General features: G+C 42.2%; 18 protein-coding genes. 10 read left to right on the top strand and 8 right to left on the bottom strand.

The window, feature by feature from the left end:
* Positions 1-78: 78 nt before the first annotated feature.
* Positions 79-2,121 (top strand): glycoside hydrolase family 97 protein, encoded by a 2,043-nt coding sequence (locus IMPJCBKJ_RS16565; protein WP_166341117.1) that lies wholly within the window; start codon positions 79-81, stop codon positions 2,119-2,121.
* A 172-nt stretch (positions 2,122-2,293) separates the two neighbouring features.
* Entirely contained in the window at positions 2,294-2,875 is a 582-nt protein-coding gene (locus IMPJCBKJ_RS16570; RefSeq protein WP_166341119.1) for a hypothetical protein, read from the top strand.
* 113 nt (positions 2,876-2,988) lie between these two features.
* Here the strand turns inward: IMPJCBKJ_RS16570 and envZ are convergent, their stop codons facing one another.
* Both envZ and ompR read right to left on the bottom strand, forming a co-directional pair.
* The gene (gene envZ, locus IMPJCBKJ_RS16575) at positions 2,989-4,284 is read right to left on the bottom strand and encodes a two-component system sensor histidine kinase EnvZ (RefSeq protein ID WP_138618428.1); all 1,296 of its coding nucleotides are present in this window, start codon (positions 4,282-4,284) and stop codon (positions 2,989-2,991) included.
* Positions 4,285-4,289: 5 nt separating this feature from the next.
* Complete coding sequence (gene ompR, locus IMPJCBKJ_RS16580; RefSeq protein WP_054554428.1) at positions 4,290-5,009, bottom strand: two-component system response regulator OmpR; 720 nt, start codon at positions 5,007-5,009, stop codon at positions 4,290-4,292.
* Positions 5,010-5,165: 156 nt separating this feature from the next.
* On the opposite strand from ompR, the gene greB reads away from it, so the two are divergent.
* From greB to IMPJCBKJ_RS16600, 4 genes are all read left to right on the top strand, one after another.
* Positions 5,166-5,648 (top strand): transcription elongation factor GreB, encoded by a 483-nt coding sequence (greB, locus tag IMPJCBKJ_RS16585; protein WP_054554429.1) that lies wholly within the window; start codon positions 5,166-5,168, stop codon positions 5,646-5,648.
* A gap of 113 nt (positions 5,649-5,761) precedes the next feature.
* Positions 5,762-6,067, top strand: a complete 306-nt coding sequence (locus tag IMPJCBKJ_RS16590; RefSeq protein WP_054554430.1) for a hypothetical protein — start codon at positions 5,762-5,764, stop codon at positions 6,065-6,067.
* 49 nt (positions 6,068-6,116) lie between these two features.
* Positions 6,117-6,698 carry a CBS domain-containing protein gene (locus IMPJCBKJ_RS16595; RefSeq protein WP_054554431.1) on the top strand — a complete coding sequence of 194 codons (582 nt, stop codon included), beginning with the start codon at positions 6,117-6,119 and terminating at the stop codon, positions 6,696-6,698.
* Between the two features lie 135 nt (positions 6,699-6,833).
* Positions 6,834-9,149, top strand: a complete 2,316-nt coding sequence (locus IMPJCBKJ_RS16600; RefSeq protein WP_166341121.1) for a Tex family protein — start codon at positions 6,834-6,836, stop codon at positions 9,147-9,149.
* 68 nt (positions 9,150-9,217) lie between these two features.
* Here IMPJCBKJ_RS16600 and IMPJCBKJ_RS16605 read toward each other — a convergent pair whose 3' ends face one another.
* From IMPJCBKJ_RS16605 to bioH, 3 genes are all read right to left on the bottom strand, one after another.
* On the bottom strand, positions 9,218-10,084 hold the full coding sequence (locus IMPJCBKJ_RS16605) for a putative metalloprotease CJM1_0395 family protein (RefSeq protein WP_166341123.1): 867 nt from the start codon (positions 10,082-10,084) through the stop codon (positions 9,218-9,220).
* Positions 10,085-10,089: 5 nt separating this feature from the next.
* Positions 10,090-10,398, bottom strand: coding sequence for a hypothetical protein (locus IMPJCBKJ_RS16610; protein WP_166341125.1), 309 nt, complete (start codon positions 10,396-10,398; stop codon positions 10,090-10,092).
* 101 nt (positions 10,399-10,499) lie between these two features.
* Positions 10,500-11,237: a pimeloyl-ACP methyl ester esterase BioH gene (gene bioH / locus IMPJCBKJ_RS16615; RefSeq protein WP_166341127.1), complete on the bottom strand. Its 738-nt coding sequence runs from the start codon at positions 11,235-11,237 to the stop codon at positions 10,500-10,502.
* Positions 11,238-11,295: 58 nt separating this feature from the next.
* Between bioH and IMPJCBKJ_RS16620 the strand changes: the two genes are divergently transcribed.
* Positions 11,296-12,012: a phosphoribosyltransferase family protein gene (locus IMPJCBKJ_RS16620; protein ID WP_138601023.1), complete on the top strand. Its 717-nt coding sequence runs from the start codon at positions 11,296-11,298 to the stop codon at positions 12,010-12,012.
* A gap of 6 nt (positions 12,013-12,018) precedes the next feature.
* Here the strand turns inward: IMPJCBKJ_RS16620 and IMPJCBKJ_RS16625 are convergent, their stop codons facing one another.
* Positions 12,019-14,571, bottom strand: a complete 2,553-nt coding sequence (locus IMPJCBKJ_RS16625) for a M14 metallopeptidase family protein (RefSeq protein WP_138601021.1) — start codon at positions 14,569-14,571, stop codon at positions 12,019-12,021.
* Between the two features lie 144 nt (positions 14,572-14,715).
* Between IMPJCBKJ_RS16625 and nfuA the strand changes: the two genes are divergently transcribed.
* Positions 14,716-15,291, top strand: a complete 576-nt coding sequence (gene nfuA, locus IMPJCBKJ_RS16630; RefSeq protein ID WP_054554437.1) for a Fe-S biogenesis protein NfuA — start codon at positions 14,716-14,718, stop codon at positions 15,289-15,291.
* Positions 15,292-15,305: 14 nt separating this feature from the next.
* Positions 15,306-15,575, top strand: coding sequence for a hypothetical protein (locus IMPJCBKJ_RS16635; protein ID WP_054554438.1), 270 nt, complete (start codon positions 15,306-15,308; stop codon positions 15,573-15,575).
* Between the two features lies 1 nt (position 15,576).
* Here IMPJCBKJ_RS16635 and dinF read toward each other — a convergent pair whose 3' ends face one another.
* A complete protein-coding gene (gene dinF, locus IMPJCBKJ_RS16640) occupies positions 15,577-16,911 on the bottom strand; it encodes an MATE family efflux transporter DinF (RefSeq protein WP_166341129.1) in 1,335 nt (444 codons plus the stop codon).
* Between dinF and IMPJCBKJ_RS16645 the strand changes: the two genes are divergently transcribed.
* On the top strand, positions 16,888-17,919 hold the full coding sequence (locus IMPJCBKJ_RS16645) for a polysaccharide deacetylase family protein (protein WP_235377643.1): 1,032 nt from the start codon (positions 16,888-16,890) through the stop codon (positions 17,917-17,919). The two genes, dinF and IMPJCBKJ_RS16645, sit on opposite strands and share 24 nt — an antisense overlap.
* On the opposite strand, the gene IMPJCBKJ_RS16650 is transcribed toward IMPJCBKJ_RS16645, so the two are convergent.
* Entirely contained in the window at positions 17,906-18,940 is a 1,035-nt protein-coding gene (locus IMPJCBKJ_RS16650) for a chemotaxis response regulator protein-glutamate methylesterase (protein WP_166341131.1), read from the bottom strand. The two genes, IMPJCBKJ_RS16645 and IMPJCBKJ_RS16650, sit on opposite strands and share 14 nt — an antisense overlap.
* Positions 18,941-18,944: the final 4 nt, after the last annotated feature.

Raw genomic sequence — 18,944 nt, forward strand, 5'->3', positions numbered from 1 at the left:
GGCAAGTCACTTTATGCTTTAAGGATGTATGTGAATACGTGACAACAATCCATAACCATAAGCCGCCAAGGAACAACAATGCGATTAACTGCCTTAATGTTAGCAGCCTTTTCAGGTACTTGCCTAGCACAAACCACAACCGTCAGTTCACCTGATGGGCAGATCAAAGTAACTATCTCAGATGAGCAACACACACCTAGCTACGAAATCAGCTTTGCAGGTAAACAAGTCATTGCTAACTCTTCGTTAGGCCTTGTTTTTAAACAACAACCAGCAATGAGCGAAGGTTACAAAATTAGCAGCCAAACCACTGATTCGGTAAAAAGCAGCTGGGATCAACCTTGGGGTGAGCGCCAAACAGTAGTTGATAACCATAACGAAGTCGCTGTTACTTTTAAAAAACCACAACCACAAGGTGGCACGTTTACGGTACGTTTTCGCGCTTTTAATGATGGTGTAGGTTTTCGATACGAATTACCAAAACAAGCTGGCTATGATGATGTAGAAATCACTAAAGAGCTTACAGAGTTTGCAATTACAGACTCATCAGATGCAACAGCTTGGTGGATCCCCGCTCGTGGTTGGAACCGTTATGAATATGTTTATAACACCACCCCACTTCATAAAGCAGCACTTGTGCACACACCATTTACTATAAAAAATAAAGAGGGTGTGCATATTAGTATTCACGAAGCTGCCCTTGTTGATTATGCAGGCATGGTGTTAAATCAACGTCGTGATGGTACCTTCCAAGCCGATTTAACACCTTGGTCAGACGGTGTAGCGGTTAAAAAGCACGGCGCATTTAATACTCCTTGGCGTACAATTCAAATTGGTGATGAAGCCGTTGATTTAATCAACTCAGATATCATCTTAAACCTAAATGAGCCAAATAAGCTGGGTGATGTATCTTGGGTTAAACCGGGTAAATACGTAGGTATTTGGTGGGGTATGCACATCAATGAAAATACTTGGGGTAGCGGTAAAATTCATGGTGCAACCACTGCAAACACGAAATACTACATGGACTTCGCTGCTAAATATGGCTTCGATGGTGTGTTAGTCGAAGGCTGGAATATTGGCTGGGATGGCGACTGGTTTTATAACGGTGACGTATTTAGCTTCACACAACCTTATGACGACTTTGATATTGAAGAGCTGACACGTTACGGCAAAGAAAAAGGCGTACAATTAATCGGTCACCACGAAACGTCGGGTAACGTGACCAACTACCGTAACCAAATGGAAGATGCATTTGCGTTATACGAAAAATCAAATGTAAGCCAAGTTAAAACAGGTTATGTCGCTGACGGTGGTAACATCAAGCGTATCGATGAAAATGGTATTGTACGCAAAGAGTGGCACGATGGTCAGTTCATGGTTAATGAATACCTACACAACGTAAAACTTGCTGCAAAACATAAAATTAGTATCAACACGCATGAGCCTGTGAAAGATACCGGCCTACGTCGTACATACCCGAACTGGATTGCTCGTGAAGGTGCCCGTGGTCAAGAGTTTAACGCATGGGGTACACCGCCGAACCCACCAGAGCATATTCCAATGCTAGCTTTCACGCGTATGCTTGCAGGCCCAATGGACTTTACGCCAGGTATTTTTGATATGGGCTTTAACGGTTTAGGTGCTGATACCAACCGCCCACAAACAACCCTAGCGAAGCAATTAGCGCTATACGTTGTAATGTACAGCCCAATTCAAATGGCGGCAGATTTACCACGTAATTATTTAGCGAAGCCAGATGCATTCCAGTTTATTCAGGATGTACCAACTGATTGGCAACAAAGTATTGCACTACAAGGTGAAGTTGGCGATTTCGTTGTATTTGCACGTAAAGAACGCAAGCGTGATCAATACTCAGGTAACGACTGGTATCTAGGTGCTGTTACAGACGAAAAAGCCCGCACTTTAGAAGTGAAGTTAGACTTCTTAGATAAAGGTAAAAAGTTTGAAGCGCAAATCTACCGCGACGGTGACAAAGCTGAATGGGTAAATAACCCTTACGACTTAAAAGTAGAAAAACGCATAGTGACTGCTGATGATAAGCTAACGTTAAAGCTTGCCACCAGCGGCGGTACAGCGATTCGTTTTAAAGCAATCTAAGCTAAAAGCTAAAAGCTGAAAGTTTTAAGCTTCAAGTAAAAAAGAGCGCGGCATTTGATGTCGCGCTTTTTTATTGTATTTAGAAATAGGAGCACTAGTAATGGCTATGGTTACTTGCAAATCACCTTCCTCAAAGGTAAATTTTTTGAATGATTACTCAAGTAAGTAAAGAATGGATCCTTTAGAAAGACTTGCACAGAGAAATACCGCACATAAAACAGCTCGTAAAAAAGAAAAGCGTGAATTACTTTGGCATATTCCGATCACTGTAATCAGTATTTTAAGTTATATGTCTATTTACATCTTTTTAGTGACTGACGACATAAATCCGAATGATTTGCCAATAACTGTAAAGCCAGTATGGGTGGTTTCAAATCTACTAACTCTGGGGCTGGGTGCCACGCTCTTTGTAAGCAGTATTGCGTTTTTAGTATTTCTATATTTTTTAACGAAATATATAAAGGTAAATATTTTAAAGCTCAAAGTGGCAACTATAACTGCTATGCTATTTCTTGTTAGTGTATCTTTTTTTGCACTTGGCAATTTTTGTAACAGCTTAATTTATAAAAATAAAATTTTAATTGCCGAGTTCATGCATTTTGGCTTTTATGAACCACCGACTCTCATTCAGATGGCTTTAAACTGGCTAACTATCTTAATAGTTATCTTGTTATTTTCTTTAAATTTCATCATTGCTTCAGCCCCCTTTAAAGCAAGAAAGCACTTTAAAACTAGTTTTATTGATAACTCATAACTGTGGCAACTTAAATTATAAGTAACTAACTGCTCTGTAAATCTCCACCCATAAAAAAGCAGCCCACTCGGGCTGCTTGAAACTTATAGCTTAAGGCTTACAGCTAAATACTTTTAAAACGGCAAATAGATTTGCGCGCTGAGGCCACCTTCTGGGCGATTAAGTAGTTGTACTCGGCCGCCGTGCATATCGACAATACGTTTAATTATCGCAAGGCCTAAGCCACTGCCTTCGCTACCGCGAGCGGCATCACCTTGTTTAAACGGTTCAAATACAGTTTCAAGTTCGCTTTCAGGGATCCCCGGGCCATGATCGTTAACCACGACCATAGCAAACTTTTTATTACTGCTCACGCGGGTTTCAACCTCTATATCACCATCTGAATAGCGAATTGCGTTTTCAATCATATTAGTAACAACACGCTTTATTGCCACCATACTCACTGGCACTTCACTTAAGCTCGGATTTTCTTTAAAGGTAATAGTGCGGTGATGTTTTTGTTCAGCTTCGACAACTTCTGACACAATCGCGTTTAAATCTTCTAGCTCAAGCTCTTCACGTTTATGGTGGCGTAAATATTCAATGAATTGGTCGATAATGGCATTCATGTCTTCAATATCATGAATGATCCCTTCACGCAGGTAATCTTCATCGTCCGACATCATTTCCGTGGCAAGGCGAATTCGTGTAAGCGGCGTGCGCAAGTCATGAGAGACACCTGCCATTAATAACCGACGGTCGTTCTCAAGAGCTGCAATACCACGCGACATTTGGTTAAACGCACGGGTTACTTCAATGACTTCTGTAGAACCTTGTTCTTCTAATTTGGTAGAAAAGTCACCTACCCCTACTTTAACAGCGGCTTGTTGCAGTGCTTTTAAAGGTCTATTTAGATGGCGGGCAAACAACCACCCACCGAGTACACTTAAAAAGCCAATACTCGATAAATAAAAGGTTAAGAATTTTAGGTTGTTTTCTTGCAGGCCGGTGAGCGGCACGCGCACCCAATAACCCGGTGCTTGTGGAGCTTCAACCCAATAAACAAGTGGGTCGGTTTGGCTAATACGTACCCGAGCAGAACCATTGAGCTCTTTCGACATACTGCGCGATAACATTGAGTACTCACGAGTTTCAGCCAAACCCTGACTCATTGCTTGGCGCTGGGTCATGACCTCGATGCCGGTGATCTCAAAAAACTTATCAGAAGCTTCCTTGCTAACCTCAACCCCTTCTTCCCATTCAATAAACACGGTTTTCACCTGTTTAGATAGGATCAGGTTTACTTGTTCTATAGTTGGTTTAACAACATAAAAACTGACCGTAATATAAGAGACAATTTGATTGATTAACAGCAGGGCTGCAACCAAAAATACCGTTTGTCCAAACGCACTACGTGGAAACATGCCCATTACTGTTATTTTTCACCGTCTGGCACAAATACGTAGCCTAAGCCCCATACTGTTTGTATATAACGTGGATTCGCGGCATCCACTTCGATCATGCGGCGTAAGCGTGAAACCTGCACATCGATACTGCGCTCAAGCGCACTGTAATCTCGGCCGCGCGCTAAGTTCATCAGTTTATCGCGACTAAGCGGTTCACGAGGATGAGTCACTAACGCTTTTAATACCGCAAACTCACCACTGGTTAACGACATTGTTTTATCACCATGGCTCATTTCGCGGGTCGCAAGGTTTAGTGTGAAGTCACCAAAGCTAATTTCGTTTTCTTCGGCAGCAGGCGCACCCGGCACTTCTTTCGCACGACGACGTAAAATTGCTTTAATACGCGCTAACAGTTCACGTGGGTTGAATGGTTTAGGAATGTAATCATCAGCACCAAGCTCTAAACCGATTATACGGTCAACTTCATCGCCTTTGGCTGTAAGCATTACAATTGGAATGTCATTTTCTTTTTGACGTAAACGACGGCAAATTGATAACCCATCTTCACCTGGCAACATTAAATCTAATACTATCAAATGGAAGTTTTCGCGCTCTAATAAGCGATCCATCTGCTCTGAATTTGCTGCTGAGCGAACAATAAAGCCTTGTTCTACAAGGTAACGCTCTAGCAAACTTCGTAAGCGCATATCGTCATCAACAACCAATACTTTTGTCGTTTCGTGTCCCATAACTTTCATTCTTTTTGTAATATGTTACTTATTAATATAAATGAAAAAGTTAAGAATAAAAAACGAATTACGCGCTTAGATTGTTACTGAACATTTCAAAATCTGACTCGACAAAGGGTATACTTTGCGGCTGGTTTTCTTTTTAGGCTGAATAAAATGGCAAAGACAAATTTAATAACCCGAGAAGGGTATCAGCAATTACAACAAGAACATGACTACTTATGGCATGAAAAGCGCCCTGAAATTACCAAAATTGTGACTTGGGCAGCAAGCTTGGGCGACCGTTCTGAAAACGCAGATTATCAGTTTAATAAGCGTGTTTTACGACAGATAGATCGACGTGTGCGCTATCTTCGTAAACGCATGCCAGATCTTAAAATTGTTGACTACAACCCGCAACAAGCAGGTAAAGTGTTTTTTGGTGCTTGGGTCGAAATTGAGAATGAACAAGGCGATACAAAGCGTTTTCGCATTGTCGGCCCCGACGAAATTTACGAGCGCAAAGATTACATTTCGATTGATGCACCTATGGCTCGAGCGCTCCTTGGCAAACAGGTAGATGATGATTTTTCGGTGATCACTCCTGAAGGCGCAAAAGAATGGTATATCAACGAGATAACTTATCCTGATGCAAACTAATTTTCCCTGAAAATTCAGAAAGCGTTAATTAGTGATTGTTTAGTCTAAAAATGTGATCTATAACTAAAGGTACTCAAGATAAATCATTACTTGAGTTTTAGAAGGTAGTAAGTATGTCAAACGCAATACAACGCATAATGAGTAATGCCATTGTATTCGCACTATTAATTAGTGTGAGTTTGATATCTTACGCCAGTGATATAGAAAGCCACTCAGACAGTGTTACGCCAACTGCTCATTTTATTGCGTGTGATAGTGCAGACCCTGCTAACTTAGATACCGACCTCGATAAACATACTCCTGCGTTCATCACTAATGTAGCCCAACCACTGCAAGATGCACCTGTTGTTTCGTATGTTCCCCCTTGTAATAAGGTGTCTGTTTATAGCGCGCACCAGCGAGGACCACCTGCTTTTTAATTAACTCAAATTTTCTATTTCAGTTTTATTAAAATGTATGGTGATCAAAATGAATAAATTCAAAGAATTACGTCTTCAAGACATTTCTAATGGTGCTTTATCTAATACTGTAAACGAAGTTGAACCAACCCTCGACTTAACTTCTCCAGCGCTAAAAGTATTAAATAGCTTTACAAGCAAAGACCCTGTGCGAGCACATCATGATTTGAGTATTGTCGATGCACTTAAACAAACCAGCAGTCGTTGTTCTGACTTTATTTTAGTCGTAGATAATGACGAAAAGCTTATTGGTATTACTTCAAGTGCTGACTTACAAAGCTCTAAAATCATGATTCTTGCTCAGCGCCTCAATTTACATCGCAATGAAGTTACTTTGCAGCATGTAATGACACCACTTAGCAGCTTAGCTGGTGTAAGCTTACAAAGTATTAGCTATGCATGCATTGGCGATGCACTGCAAACTATGGAACACCAAGGTATGATGTTCCTTTTAGTAACCAGTGCTGAACATGAAATTTGTGGTTTGATTTCAGCCCGTGAAATTGCTAAAAAATTACATATTCCTGTTAATATCAACCCAATTGCTAATGGCTTCAGCGAAGTATTACAGCAGGTTGATCACCCGCACTAAGCGTTAAAACCCGCGTTGTGTAAGACTATTTTTGCAGGCCTTAAAAGCAGTGCTTTTAAGGCCTTCTTATTGTGATATTATTCAGGCAATTAATCTTCAGTTTTACTGATTTTCTATTTTTAAAAAGGGTTATGCATGAGCAATATCTCTGCACGCTTAGCAACTGAGCTAAGTGCCCAGCAACCACAAGTTGTTGCTGCAATCAAATTACTTGATGAAGGTGCCACAGTTCCTTTTATCGCCCGTTATCGTAAAGAAGTAACTGGTGGCTTAGATGACACGCAATTACGTTTACTTGAGCAGCGTTTATCGTATTTACGTGAATTAGAAGAGCGCCGCAGCTTTATCCTTAATACTATCGAAGAGCAAGGCAAGTTAACTGCTGAGCTAAGTGCTGATATTAATAACGCTGACAGTAAAACTGAGCTTGAAGATTTATATCTGCCTTTCAAACCTAAGCGCCGTACAAAAGGACAAATTGCCATTGAAGCGGGTATTGAGCCGCTTGCCGATGCGCTATTTAACAACCCTAGCCTCGACCCTGAACAACAAGCAAGTGACTACATTAATGCCGATGCAGGCTTTGCAGATAATAAAGCGGTGTTAGATGGCGCTAAGTTTATCTTAATGGAGCGTTTTGCAGAAGACGCCAAACTACTTGCTAAATTCCGTAGTCATATCGCACAACATGGTCAGATTGAAAGTACTGTAATCGCTGGTCAAGAAAATGAAGGCGTAAAGTACCGCGACTACTTTGAGCATCAAGAACCACTAAAAAAAGTACCATCACACCGTGCACTTGCTATGCTGCGTGCGCGTAATGAAGGCGTGTTACAACTTAGTATCAACCCAGAGCCTGACGCAGAAAATCCGGCGCAAGTGTGTGCACAAATGATTGCCGATCATTATCGCTTAGATGTTAGCAATTCTGCTGCAAGTAGTTGGTTAATGGGCGTAGTGCAATGGGCATGGAAAATTAAGTTAAGCCTTCACCTTGAGAATGAATTTTTAGGTGCAATGCGCGAAAAAGCAGAAACCGGCGCAATCGACGTTTTTGCTAAAAACTTAAAAGATTTATTAATGGCCGCTCCTGCAGGTCCACGTACTACGTTAGGTCTCGATCCTGGCCTGCGTACTGGTTGTAAAATTGCCGTTGTCGATAGCACTGGCAAGCTGTTAACAACACAAACAATTTTCCCGCACGCACCACAAAATCATTGGGATAAATCACTTCGTACTCTTGAGCAATTATGCCGCCAACATAAAGTTGAGCTAATCGCTATTGGTAATGGTACGGCTTCACGTGAATCTGACAAGTTAGTAGCTGAACTGATTAAAGCCAACAGCGAACTTAAACTCAATAAAATTATGGTCAGTGAAGCGGGCGCTTCTGTTTATTCAGCGTCTGAGTTTGCCGCCAATGAATTCCCTAACCTTGATGTTTCACTACGTGGTGCTGTGTCTATCGCGCGCCGCTTACAAGACCCACTTGCTGAGCTGGTAAAAATTGAGCCTAAATCAATCGGTGTAGGTCAATATCAGCACGATGTATCGCAAAGCCAACTTGGTCAAACGCTAACATCTGTGGTTGAAGACTGTGTAAACTCAGTGGGTGTAGACTTAAATATGGCGTCGGTGCCATTACTTACTCGCGTATCTGGCTTAAACAAAACGTTAGCACAAAATATCGTTAGCTACCGTGATGCGAATGGCTCATTTAGCAAACGTTCTGAACTTAAAAAAGTTGAACGTTTAGGGCCTAAAGCCTTTGAACAAGCTGCCGGTTTCTTACGTATCAGCACAGGCTCAGATCCTCTTGATAACTCGTCAGTTCACCCTGAAGCCTACCCAGTTGTTAAGCGTATCTGCGAGAAGAACAGCTTAGATGTTAACAGCCTAATTGGTAACTCTGACATCCTAAACAAGCTCGTTGCGAACGACTACACAGACGAAAAGTTTGGTTTACCAACGGTTACCGACATTATCAAAGAACTTGATAAACCGGGCCGCGACCCGCGCCCTGAGTTTAAAACAGCTGAATTTAAAGCCGGTGTTGAAACCATTAATGACCTAAAACCGGGTATGATTTTAGAAGGTGTAGTGTCTAACGTTGCTAACTTTGGTGCCTTTGTTGATGTGGGTGTACACCAAGACGGTTTAGTGCATATTTCTGCTATTACGAACAAGTTTATCTCTGATCCACGTGAAGTGGTTAAAGCGGGCGATATTGTAAAAGTAAAAGTAGTTGAAGTAGATGCTGCCCGTAAACGTATTAGCTTTACCATGCGTTTAGACGATGATGTTGATACCAGCAATAAAGCCGCATCAGCTAGCAAACCTAAGCCAGCTGCGAAAGCGAAAAGTGCACCTAAACAAAAACGCGAATTTGGCAATGTTGCCATGGGTAATGCCTTTGCTGATGCATTTGCCAATGCAAAAGTGAAAAAATAATAGGCTGTAGGCATAAGTCGAAAAAAACCGCGTAAGTGTAAACTTACGCGGTTTTTTATTTTAGAAACTTAAATAAAAGCAGAGAACTGATTTTGATTACTTGGCGAGGTCGCTGCTTGATAAAAATTAGCAATACGTGCAGCGCGCTCATCTACTTCAACGTCACGCTTTGCTGTTTTGGTTTCGCTAGTTTGAGTAGCGCTATCTTCACCATACTCACTGTTTATTTTGAAGGTCGATTTACCTGAATCAACATCGCCATCGGCTGATTGACTGGCGAGCTCAGCTTGCGCTGCCATCAGCTTTTGCGTGGCATCTGCGGCAATTGAACGATCAGCACTCGAAGGCTCTTGTGGTGCAAGTGCTGCAGCACGCACCGTCTGCATTTTTTCAATTGTGGCTTTTGGGTCGCCTTCAATTACAGCAACATCAATTTGCACCTCGCCGCCCACAGCATAGTTCGTACCATCAGGACCGCGTTGATATTCATAGCTTGGTGAGCCCGCATATTGCCCCCCCACTGATGCATGAGCTTGCTCATGAATACGTACTTCGGTATCGCGGGCTTTTAGCTCTTTAATTTGCTCAGCATCTTGCTGCTCTTGCTGGGCAACCTTTTGCTCTTTTTGCTGCTCTTGTTTAGCTTCTTGTTGTTCTTGCTCTGATTGTTCAGGCTCTTCTTGCTCACCACCTTGCTTACGTTCTTCAATCACCTTGTCTTCAGCCAGACGCCCTTTTGCATCATACGTACCCGCCTCAGAACCCGGCTGCTTGGTTTTGTCGCCATCATTCAGGGTTTTATTTTCTGCGTTACTCGGCTTGGTAGCGGCAGGTGGCGGGATCACTTCACGTAACTGATTATCACGGCGAGCACTTTCGGTGTGCACGTTCGCCGTGTTGATATTAATCGAAGGAAACGGAGTGACGATATTCATAAGTTTTAAACTTTAATATCTATTAATGTGCCGAGCACTTCATCAGCAGTCTGAATCGTGTTGATATTGGCTTTTGCATTAAACTCTTCAACTTTTAAGTTAACAAGCGACTCATCAATTGGGGCAGGTTGTGAAACTGGCGGAGTTACAGCTTCATTTGGAGTCGCCGCTTGTAATTGGCGTTGTTGAGCTAATTGGGCATCATATTGCTGATCAATTGAGGCACGGCTAATCTCAGCGCTTGCCTTTTCGATACCTTGGCTTGCACGGTTATAACCTTCTACCGCATTATTAAAAACAGAACTGATTGGCATAACACCCTCCAACAGTGAGATCTACCCGGTAAGTATCGCTCATAAAACGAGCAAAATAAAGCTAAATCCCGCTATTTTTCTGGCCTCTCAGCGAGTTTTGCTTAACACATTGATTTCAGTGCTGATATAAATGCTGCTTTATGAGAAATAAAAGGCGCATGTGAAGCTTTATCTAAAACCTCGTATTCAAACTGGGGTTGTATGGCATGCATTTTTTCAATCGCACGATACGGTACTAATGAATCTAAGCGACCGAAAATACCACGCACAGGTACGCTAAGGTTAACGAATAGTTCCCGTAAATCATCCTGCTGTAAAATGTCTAAGCCCGCACTTAAAGCTTGCTCTTGAGGCGCAGGGTATTGGTTTAAAAGTGCTTTAAGTTGCTTAATATCATCCCGAGCTGATTCACTGCCCATCGCTTGTATCGCCAAAAACCGTTCTATCGTTTTTTCTCTGTGACTAACTAGCTGATCTTTAAATGCATTTAATACGTCAGGTTTAATACCCGGCCATTCGTCGGTTTGCGCAAAAAAAGGCGTTGAGGCAACCAACACAACCTTTGCTACTTTGTCAGGCCAATGTGCTGCAATATACAAGGCAAAAAGCCCGCCCAACGACCAGCCAACAAGAATAGACTGATCATTTAGCTGTGTACTTAGTTGCTCAGCCGCAGCGTGCAAAGTGTAAGGTGTGGGAATAGACTGTGCGTTACCAAAGCCAGGTAAATCGAGACAACGGACTTCACCATCATGAAAAAACTCAAGCTCAGGTTTGATCACTTGCCAAACCCCTTGGTTCATTCCCCAGCCATGTAATAGCACCATCTCATTTTGCATAATTTGTATTTCCCAACCACACTTAGCGCTCATAATAGCGTTTAAAGGAATGAATGCAATGTCTCACTTACCTCATGCCTTAAAACTAGGGCTAGACGCACTATTCCCCAACTTTTGCATTAGCTGCCAGAATCACATACAGGCTGATCAAGCTTTGTGTCAGTATTGTTTAGATGACCTTAATTTATTTGACCTTACACGCCATCCAAATCTGTTACACCGACCAGATATATGTGATGCATTTCCTGATAGTAATTTTGACCATTTAATTGCCTGTGCGTGGTATCAAGCACCTTTTAAACTTTGGCTCAAGCAATTGAAATTTAATGACCAACAATATTTTCGTGTGGCACTACAACAAGTGATAGGGAAACAGCTGCAATTAGCTCGTCAAGTTAATGCAAATTGGCCCGACCTTTTTATTGTGCTGCCTCTGCATAATCAACGCTTTTTAGCACGCGGCTTTAATCAGGTAAGCCAAACTTGGCTGCCTGTTTTAAAAAACCAGCAATGTACTGTTAGCTCAGCTCTTTACAAGCAAAAAGCAACCAAAGCACAATCACAGTTAAGTAAAGCGAAAAGAGTTAAAAATCTACAAAATGCATTTGTTTGTCAGCAAGATTTAACAGGGAAAACCGTGGCAGTTGTTGATGATGTGATGACCTCTGGCGCAACTTTAAATGCTGCGACAGAAGCCATAAAAAATGCAGGGGCGAAGCAAATATGGGCTATGCTCACTTGCCTAACAGGGTTAGGCAACCTGCATTATGATTAAGTGTGATTATTTATCACCAGAGGCATGAAAGGCATTACCAAAAAATAAGGCATTGCTTAGTAATCGACTCGTGCCGTACCAGTAACCACGGAATACTGGGTTATCTGTCATGCCTATCACACTGCCTTTGCCATATGAATGCGCAATGAGGCCAGCAGCACCCGCTACTTGCTCTACGTTTACGTCATCAGTAAAGCCAGCTAAAAGCGGTTTATCTGTGTAAGTAAGCACATTAACAAATGGGGCATCTGACTTCTCAAGTAGCCAAGTGCTATTCTTAAACACAGGTAATGTATTACGATTCAGCGAATAGGTAAGTGGATGAGATAAATCCACTGAGGTATTAAAAATAGCCCCTGCAATACGCTGACGGCCTGCTAAGTGATCTTTATCAGCATAGCTAAGCCCTGTGGTATCAAAGGCACTCGCTACATCACGACGAGATAAGTAATTGGCTTTTAGTAGCTGCTGATCGGCTAAGAACTTAGCACCGCCTTTGTGACCCCAAATAACACCGCCTTTACGCACCCACGACTTAATAGCCACTTTAGTCGCATCATCAAGACGATTGAAATTTCCGTGCGCTAAAATAATATGGCTGTAGTTTTCAAGGTCGATGTTACCTAAACGTTCCATTTCGATAATGCTTGGCGCTGTACCAACAAAACGATCTAAGTAGTACCACACTTCTCCCAGCTCATACTGGCTAGTTCCTTGACCACCCACTAGCAATACTTTAGGCGCTTTCACAACCGCCATTGCACGAGAACCTAAATCAGCCCCCTTCACCGTTAAGCCCGAACTAATGGGTGTAATTTCAATGCCAAACTCATTCTGTGCTTGGTTTAAATAACTAACCCAGTTGCTATCAGTTTGCAGACCAGCAGGAACAAGAATACTACCTGGCTCAAAAGCGATTTCACCTGATGGTGTTTTTGCTGTTAGTGGGCTTAATGCCACACGTGCTTTCACGCCTTGCTCGAGTAAGCTATTAAGCATTTTTGGCGCTAGGTAGTCATCCCATTTGAATGCGTAAGCATAGCTTTGCGGTAATGCTGCAAAGCTTGACTTAACACTTTGCTGCCAAGGCATTTTTGCCACATTTAAACCCCAGTTGCTGCTTACCTTTGCAAATTCTAGGTTGAAGGCATGAGCAAGTGTCCAGCCAGATACATCATAAAACGTATTATCAACAAAACGCTGCTGCTCACTGAAAATTGCTTTAATTAAACGAAATTGTGGCTGTGCTAATGGCACATAATAGCTCTGCTCAGAAAAGCTTTGACCGTTTACTTTTAACGGCTCTTCTAACATGTACGCATTGATTTGATGTTGTCTAAGTAAATCAAGGAAGTATTGCATGCGGCTTTGATCAGCGCCGCCTTTAACTACATACCCTTTAAAGTCTTCATCACCAGCAAGATCAACTGCTTTGTTGTAAAATTTTGCTTGATAATCAAGTAAGTCTGTACGGTTATCAATCGCTGCTTGGAATGTCGATAAGCTAGTTAATAACTGATTTTTAATTGTAAACGGGAAGCTTAACGGACCGTTGATCGTTTCTTGTAAGTGACCACGCGAGCTCGCTTGTTCAAATAAGATGCCTACACCGCCATTGACGTCTGGGTAAGTTGAGCCTTTACCATAGTAAAAGTCATCAAAGCTTTCTTCAGTGAAGTAAAGTGCGTTGTGCTCATCAAGTGTCTTTGCATGATAGTTTGCAATTGCTTTAGTCAGCGTGACATTTTCTTCAGGCGTGATTGGGTGCTTACGAGTTGGGATCCCTGGTTGGAAAAAATAAGTGCTGTTTGGGCCCATCTCATGGAAGTCAGTTAGGATATTCGGTTTCCATTGGTGAAACTGTGCAATACGTGCACGTGATTCAGGATGTTGTAGTAATAACCAGTCACGGTTTAAATCAAACAAGTAATGGTTAGTACGGCTACTAGGCCAACTTTCGATATGCTCACGAGTTTGCGGATCTGATGATAACTTCATGCCACGGTTGCTGTTTGCCCAATTTGCAAAACGCGCTAAGCCATCAGGGTTTAATGATGGGTCGAGTAAAATAACCGTGTTGTTAAGTAAGGCGTCAATTTCTGGGCCCTGTGCAGCTGCAAGGTAATACGCAACCAGTAACGACGCATTGCTACCTGATGATTCATTACCGTGAACACTGTAACCCATCCAAACAACCGCTGGCTGCTTACTTGAGTCACTTGCTTCACCATTTAGGCGAGCTAAGTGAGCCTTACGAATTTGCTCAACTTGGCCAAGTTTGTCGGACGCTGTAATTGTTAGCATCACCAATGGACGCTGCTCATGAGTACGACCGATTACTTTAAAATTCATTCGGTCACTTTTTTCAGCAAGAATTTGCATATATTGCACAAGCTGATCGTGACGTACATGCCACTCACCCACTTCGTAGCCTAACACCTGTTCAGGAGTCGGAATACTTGGGTCAAATTTCACATCTTGTTCAAAGTAATAAGAAAGAGGTTTTGCTAATGCGCTAACGCTCACTAGCATGGTTAATATTGTTATTATGAAACGCATAGATAGCACCCGTAATTATTTGATGTTTTAACGCTACCATTCGATAAAATAGATGCAACTTTTTACGCTCAACACTGGCGACAACACGATGAGCGGAGTATGATACACAGTATCCGAGTAATTTAGTCAAGTATAGTCCGTTTTATGATCTCTATTTCTGAATCTGCACAATCTCATTTTGCTAAACTTTTAGCAGACCAAGCTGAACAAACAAACATTCGTGTGTTTGTAGTAAACCCAGGTACTTCGCAGGCTGAGTGTGGTGTATCTTACTGCCCAGAAGACGCCGTTGAAGCGACTGATATTCGTCTACCATTCAATGGTTTTGATGCCGTTGTTGATGCAGAAAGCGCCCCTTTCTTAGAAGAAGCTGAAATCGATTTTGTAACTGACAAAATGGGTACTCAGTTAACGCTTAAAGCACCAAACGCAAAAGCACGCAAACTTAGCGATGATGCGTCACTACAAGAGCGTGTTCAACACATGCTTGAAACCGAAGTTAATCCACAGCTCGCTAACCACGGCGGTCAAGTAAGCCTAGTAGAAATTACAGCTGACGGTATCGCGGTACTGCAATTTGGCGGTGGCTGTAACGGTTGTTCAATGATTGACGTCACACTTAAAGAAGGCATCGAGAAAGAAATGATCGCCAAGTTTGACGAAATCAACGGTGTAAGAGACATTACTGATCACCAATCTGGTGAGCACTCTTACTACTAACCGGTATCTAAAGCATGCTTAAAAAATGGGTATTTCGCTTAGGTAGCGATCCCAAATTAAGCTTAAAACGCTTTCTTCGCGGCCTAGCACTGTTTGTGCTAGCCGTGATTTTTATTGCCATAGGTTATTATGGGCCCGCACTATTTCAATTAATTGGCCTAGTCATACTCGCAGTGGCTTTATTCTTTGCTGGTTGGGGCTATTTAGGTATTTTTGCCAACCGCTTCGCGCAAGTTTTAGAGCGCTCTTCACCCAAAAATCACGACCCTGATTTGTGGAAGTAATTTAATCTAATAATTGCTGATTATTGACAATTTTACGGTAGCGAAACCACAGCGTTAACCCGCGCATCAGCATAAAGCTGGTCATCGCAAACCATAAACCATGATTTTGCCAGCTACTCACTAACCAAAACAGTCCAAAAAAGCCCACTAAAGCACTAAATAGCATAGTATTACGCATATCTTTAGCACGGGTTAAACCAACAAATATGCCATCAAATAAGAAGCAGCCCATCGCCGCGATAGGCAATATAATCACCCAAGGAAGGTAAACCGTTGCAAGACTGATAACTTCGGGCACATCGGTAAGTAAGCGAATAATTGCCTCACCAAATAATAAAAATATAAAGCTATAAAACAGCGCAAATAACCCGCCCCAAAATAGGCTCAAATTAACCCATAACTTAATCTGCTTAGCGCTGTGCTCACCTTTCGCTTTACCGACCTTAGCTTCACTCGCATAAGCAATACCATCAAGCGCAAAGCTCACCAACATTAAAAAGTTTAGCAATACGGCATTAGCCGCTAAAGTTGTTTCGCCGAACCGTGCGCCATAAAAAGTCATAAAACTAAAACACAGCTGGAGTGCTAGTGAGCGAATAAAAATATCGCGATTTAAGCTCACCAAATCAAGTAACTTAGCAATACTTAACCAGGCTTTCACGGCAAGGTTGACACCTTGCTTTTTGGCGAGCTGAGCAACTAACATAAGTGCAAAAGCAAAGGCGATATAATCAGCAATTAAAGACGCCCACGCAGCTCCAGCCACCCCCCAATCAAGAAACACCACAAAATAAATATCAAGCACGATATTGGTAATATTGGTGATTAGTAATAAATAAAAAGGCCCGCGGCCATAATGGACACCTAGCATCCAACCAAGTAAAACCAAATTACATAAAGCAGCTGGCGCACTAAAAATACGAATAGAAAAATAGCTATTTGCTTGTTCTAAAACAGCTTCATTAGCATTTGATAAATATGCCATTAAGGATTGAATAGGTATACTCAGCGCTATTAATAACAGCGCAACCGCTGTTGCTAGTAACAAGCTGCGCTTTAATAGCTCAGCGAGCAAGGTATGATCGCTTTTACCGTAAGCCTGGGCAACCAAACCTGTGGTACTCATGCGCAAAAAGCCTGCTAGCCAAAATAATAACGAGATAACTGCTGAGCCGAGCGCTATACCAGCCAAATAGTGAGCGCTTCCTAAGTGGCCGATTACAGCAGTATCAACTAAACCTAACATTGGCACGGTAATATTTGATAAAATCATCGGACCGGCTAATAACAGTAAACTTTTATGGTGTGCCTTATGACGTTTAAGAAAATGTTTCATGTAGTATTTGCAGTCCTGTTAGGTTTATCTTTGCGCGCCCATGGTGCAGTCATTCTACAGTATCACCACGTCAGTGAAAGCCTTCCTGCGGTTACCAGTGTCAGTAGCGAAACATTCACTGAACATATGCAATATTTAAAAGATAATAACTTTAACGTTATTCCATTAGATGAACTCATTACCTCATTACAAACAGGCCAACCGCTAACAGATAAAACCGTCGCGATTACCTTCGACGATGGCTACAAAAATAACTATGAAGAAGCAGCGCCCATCTTAGAAAAATTTGGCTATCCGTACACTATTTTCGTCAATCCCGAGCTAATTGATGAAGGCAAAAGCTATGTAATGACATGGCAGCAGTTAAAGGAGCTATCGAAAAAAGGTGCCTTAATTAGCAACCATACGCAAATTCATAATTACTTACATCGCAAACAACCAGGCGAGAGTGCAGAAGCATGGCTTGCACGTACTAAAAAAGACATTTTATCTGCCCAGCAGCGCATTAAAGAAGAAATTGGCCATGATTATAAATACCTCGCTTACCCTTATGGCGAGTTTAATAATTCATTGCAACAACTAGTAAAATCGCTAGGCTTTGTTGGTATAGGTCAGCATTCGGGTGCTGTTGGTATCCATTCTGACTTTACCCGATTACCACGTTTTCCAGCATCGGGCTTTTATTCAAAGCTTGAAACACTTGCCACTAAACTCGACTCTCAAGCATTCACTATCAAACAGCTCACCTACTCAGATAGTGTGACAGACGAAAACCCACCTAGTTTAACGATGCAATTTGATATGCAGGACTTTCATAAAAGCCAGTTTGCTTGTTATGTATCAGGTATTGGTCAAGCTGATTTAACCTGGCTTAGTAAAGATACGGTGAAGATCACATCACCTGAAAAACTGAAAAAAGGCCGTTCTCGCTTTAACTGCACGGCCCCTTCTATCGCAAAGAAAGGCAGCTATTATTGGTTCTCTCAACCTTGGGTTATTGTACCTTAACTGCTTGTTTTAGCATTTGCGCTGTGACTTTATCAAGGCGAACCACTTCATTAGCCGCATTGAGTTCGACTGCGGCTTTTGGCATGCCCCATACCACTGACGATAATTCATCTTGCGCGATGGTGTAAGCTCCTGCTTGATTTAATGCGAGCATGCCTTTTGCGCCATCGCTGCCCATACCGGTCAATAACGCAGCCACAACCGCTTTAGGGCAAGCCACAACCAAGGAGTTAAATAGCACATCAACCGCTGGGCGATGGCGATTAACCAACTCATTAGTATCAAGCTGGCAGTATAGGCCGCCTGCTTTTTTCACTACACTTAAATGCTGATCGCCTGGCGCAATGTACGCCCAACCTGACTGTAACTTATCGCCATGTTCAGCCTCCTTAACACTAATTTTGCAGGTTCTATCCATGCGCATCGCAAACGAAGTACTAAAAACCGGCGGGATATGCTGTGTAATCACTATCGGTGGACAGTTTTCTGGCATGCGCACAAGCACTTCTTTAATTGCTTCTGTTCCACCTGTTGAAGCACCAATTGCAAGTACACTATTGGGCTTAAATTGCAGTGCTGTTAAGGCGCTATCGTCTTCAATTTTTGTTTCTTTAAATGCACGTATTCTTGCACCTGCGGCTGTGCGTACTTTTTGATGAAGTAAATGTGCATATCGCTGCAAGTTTTCTGTTACATTGATAGTTGGTTTAGCAATAAAATCAACAGCACCAATTTCGAGGGCTTCCAGTGTAATGGGTGAGCCTTTTTGAGTCAGTGTTGAAATCATCACAACTGGCATAGGACGAAGGCGCATCAAGTTTTTTAAAAAGCTTAATCCATCCATTTTCGGCATTTCGATATCCAGCGTTAAGACATCAGGATTGAGGCGCTTAATTAAATCTCGGGCTTGATAAGGATCTTCTGCCGCGCCAATAACTTGAATGTCTTCTGCTTGCTCGAGTACTTCCTTGAGTAAACCACGGATCAAAGCAGAATCATCAACTATGAGTACTTTGATCATTTGC

It is taken from the genome of Pseudoalteromonas sp. MB47 (assembly GCF_011319765.1).
GTDB lineage: Bacteria > Pseudomonadota > Gammaproteobacteria > Enterobacterales > Alteromonadaceae > Pseudoalteromonas > Pseudoalteromonas simplex.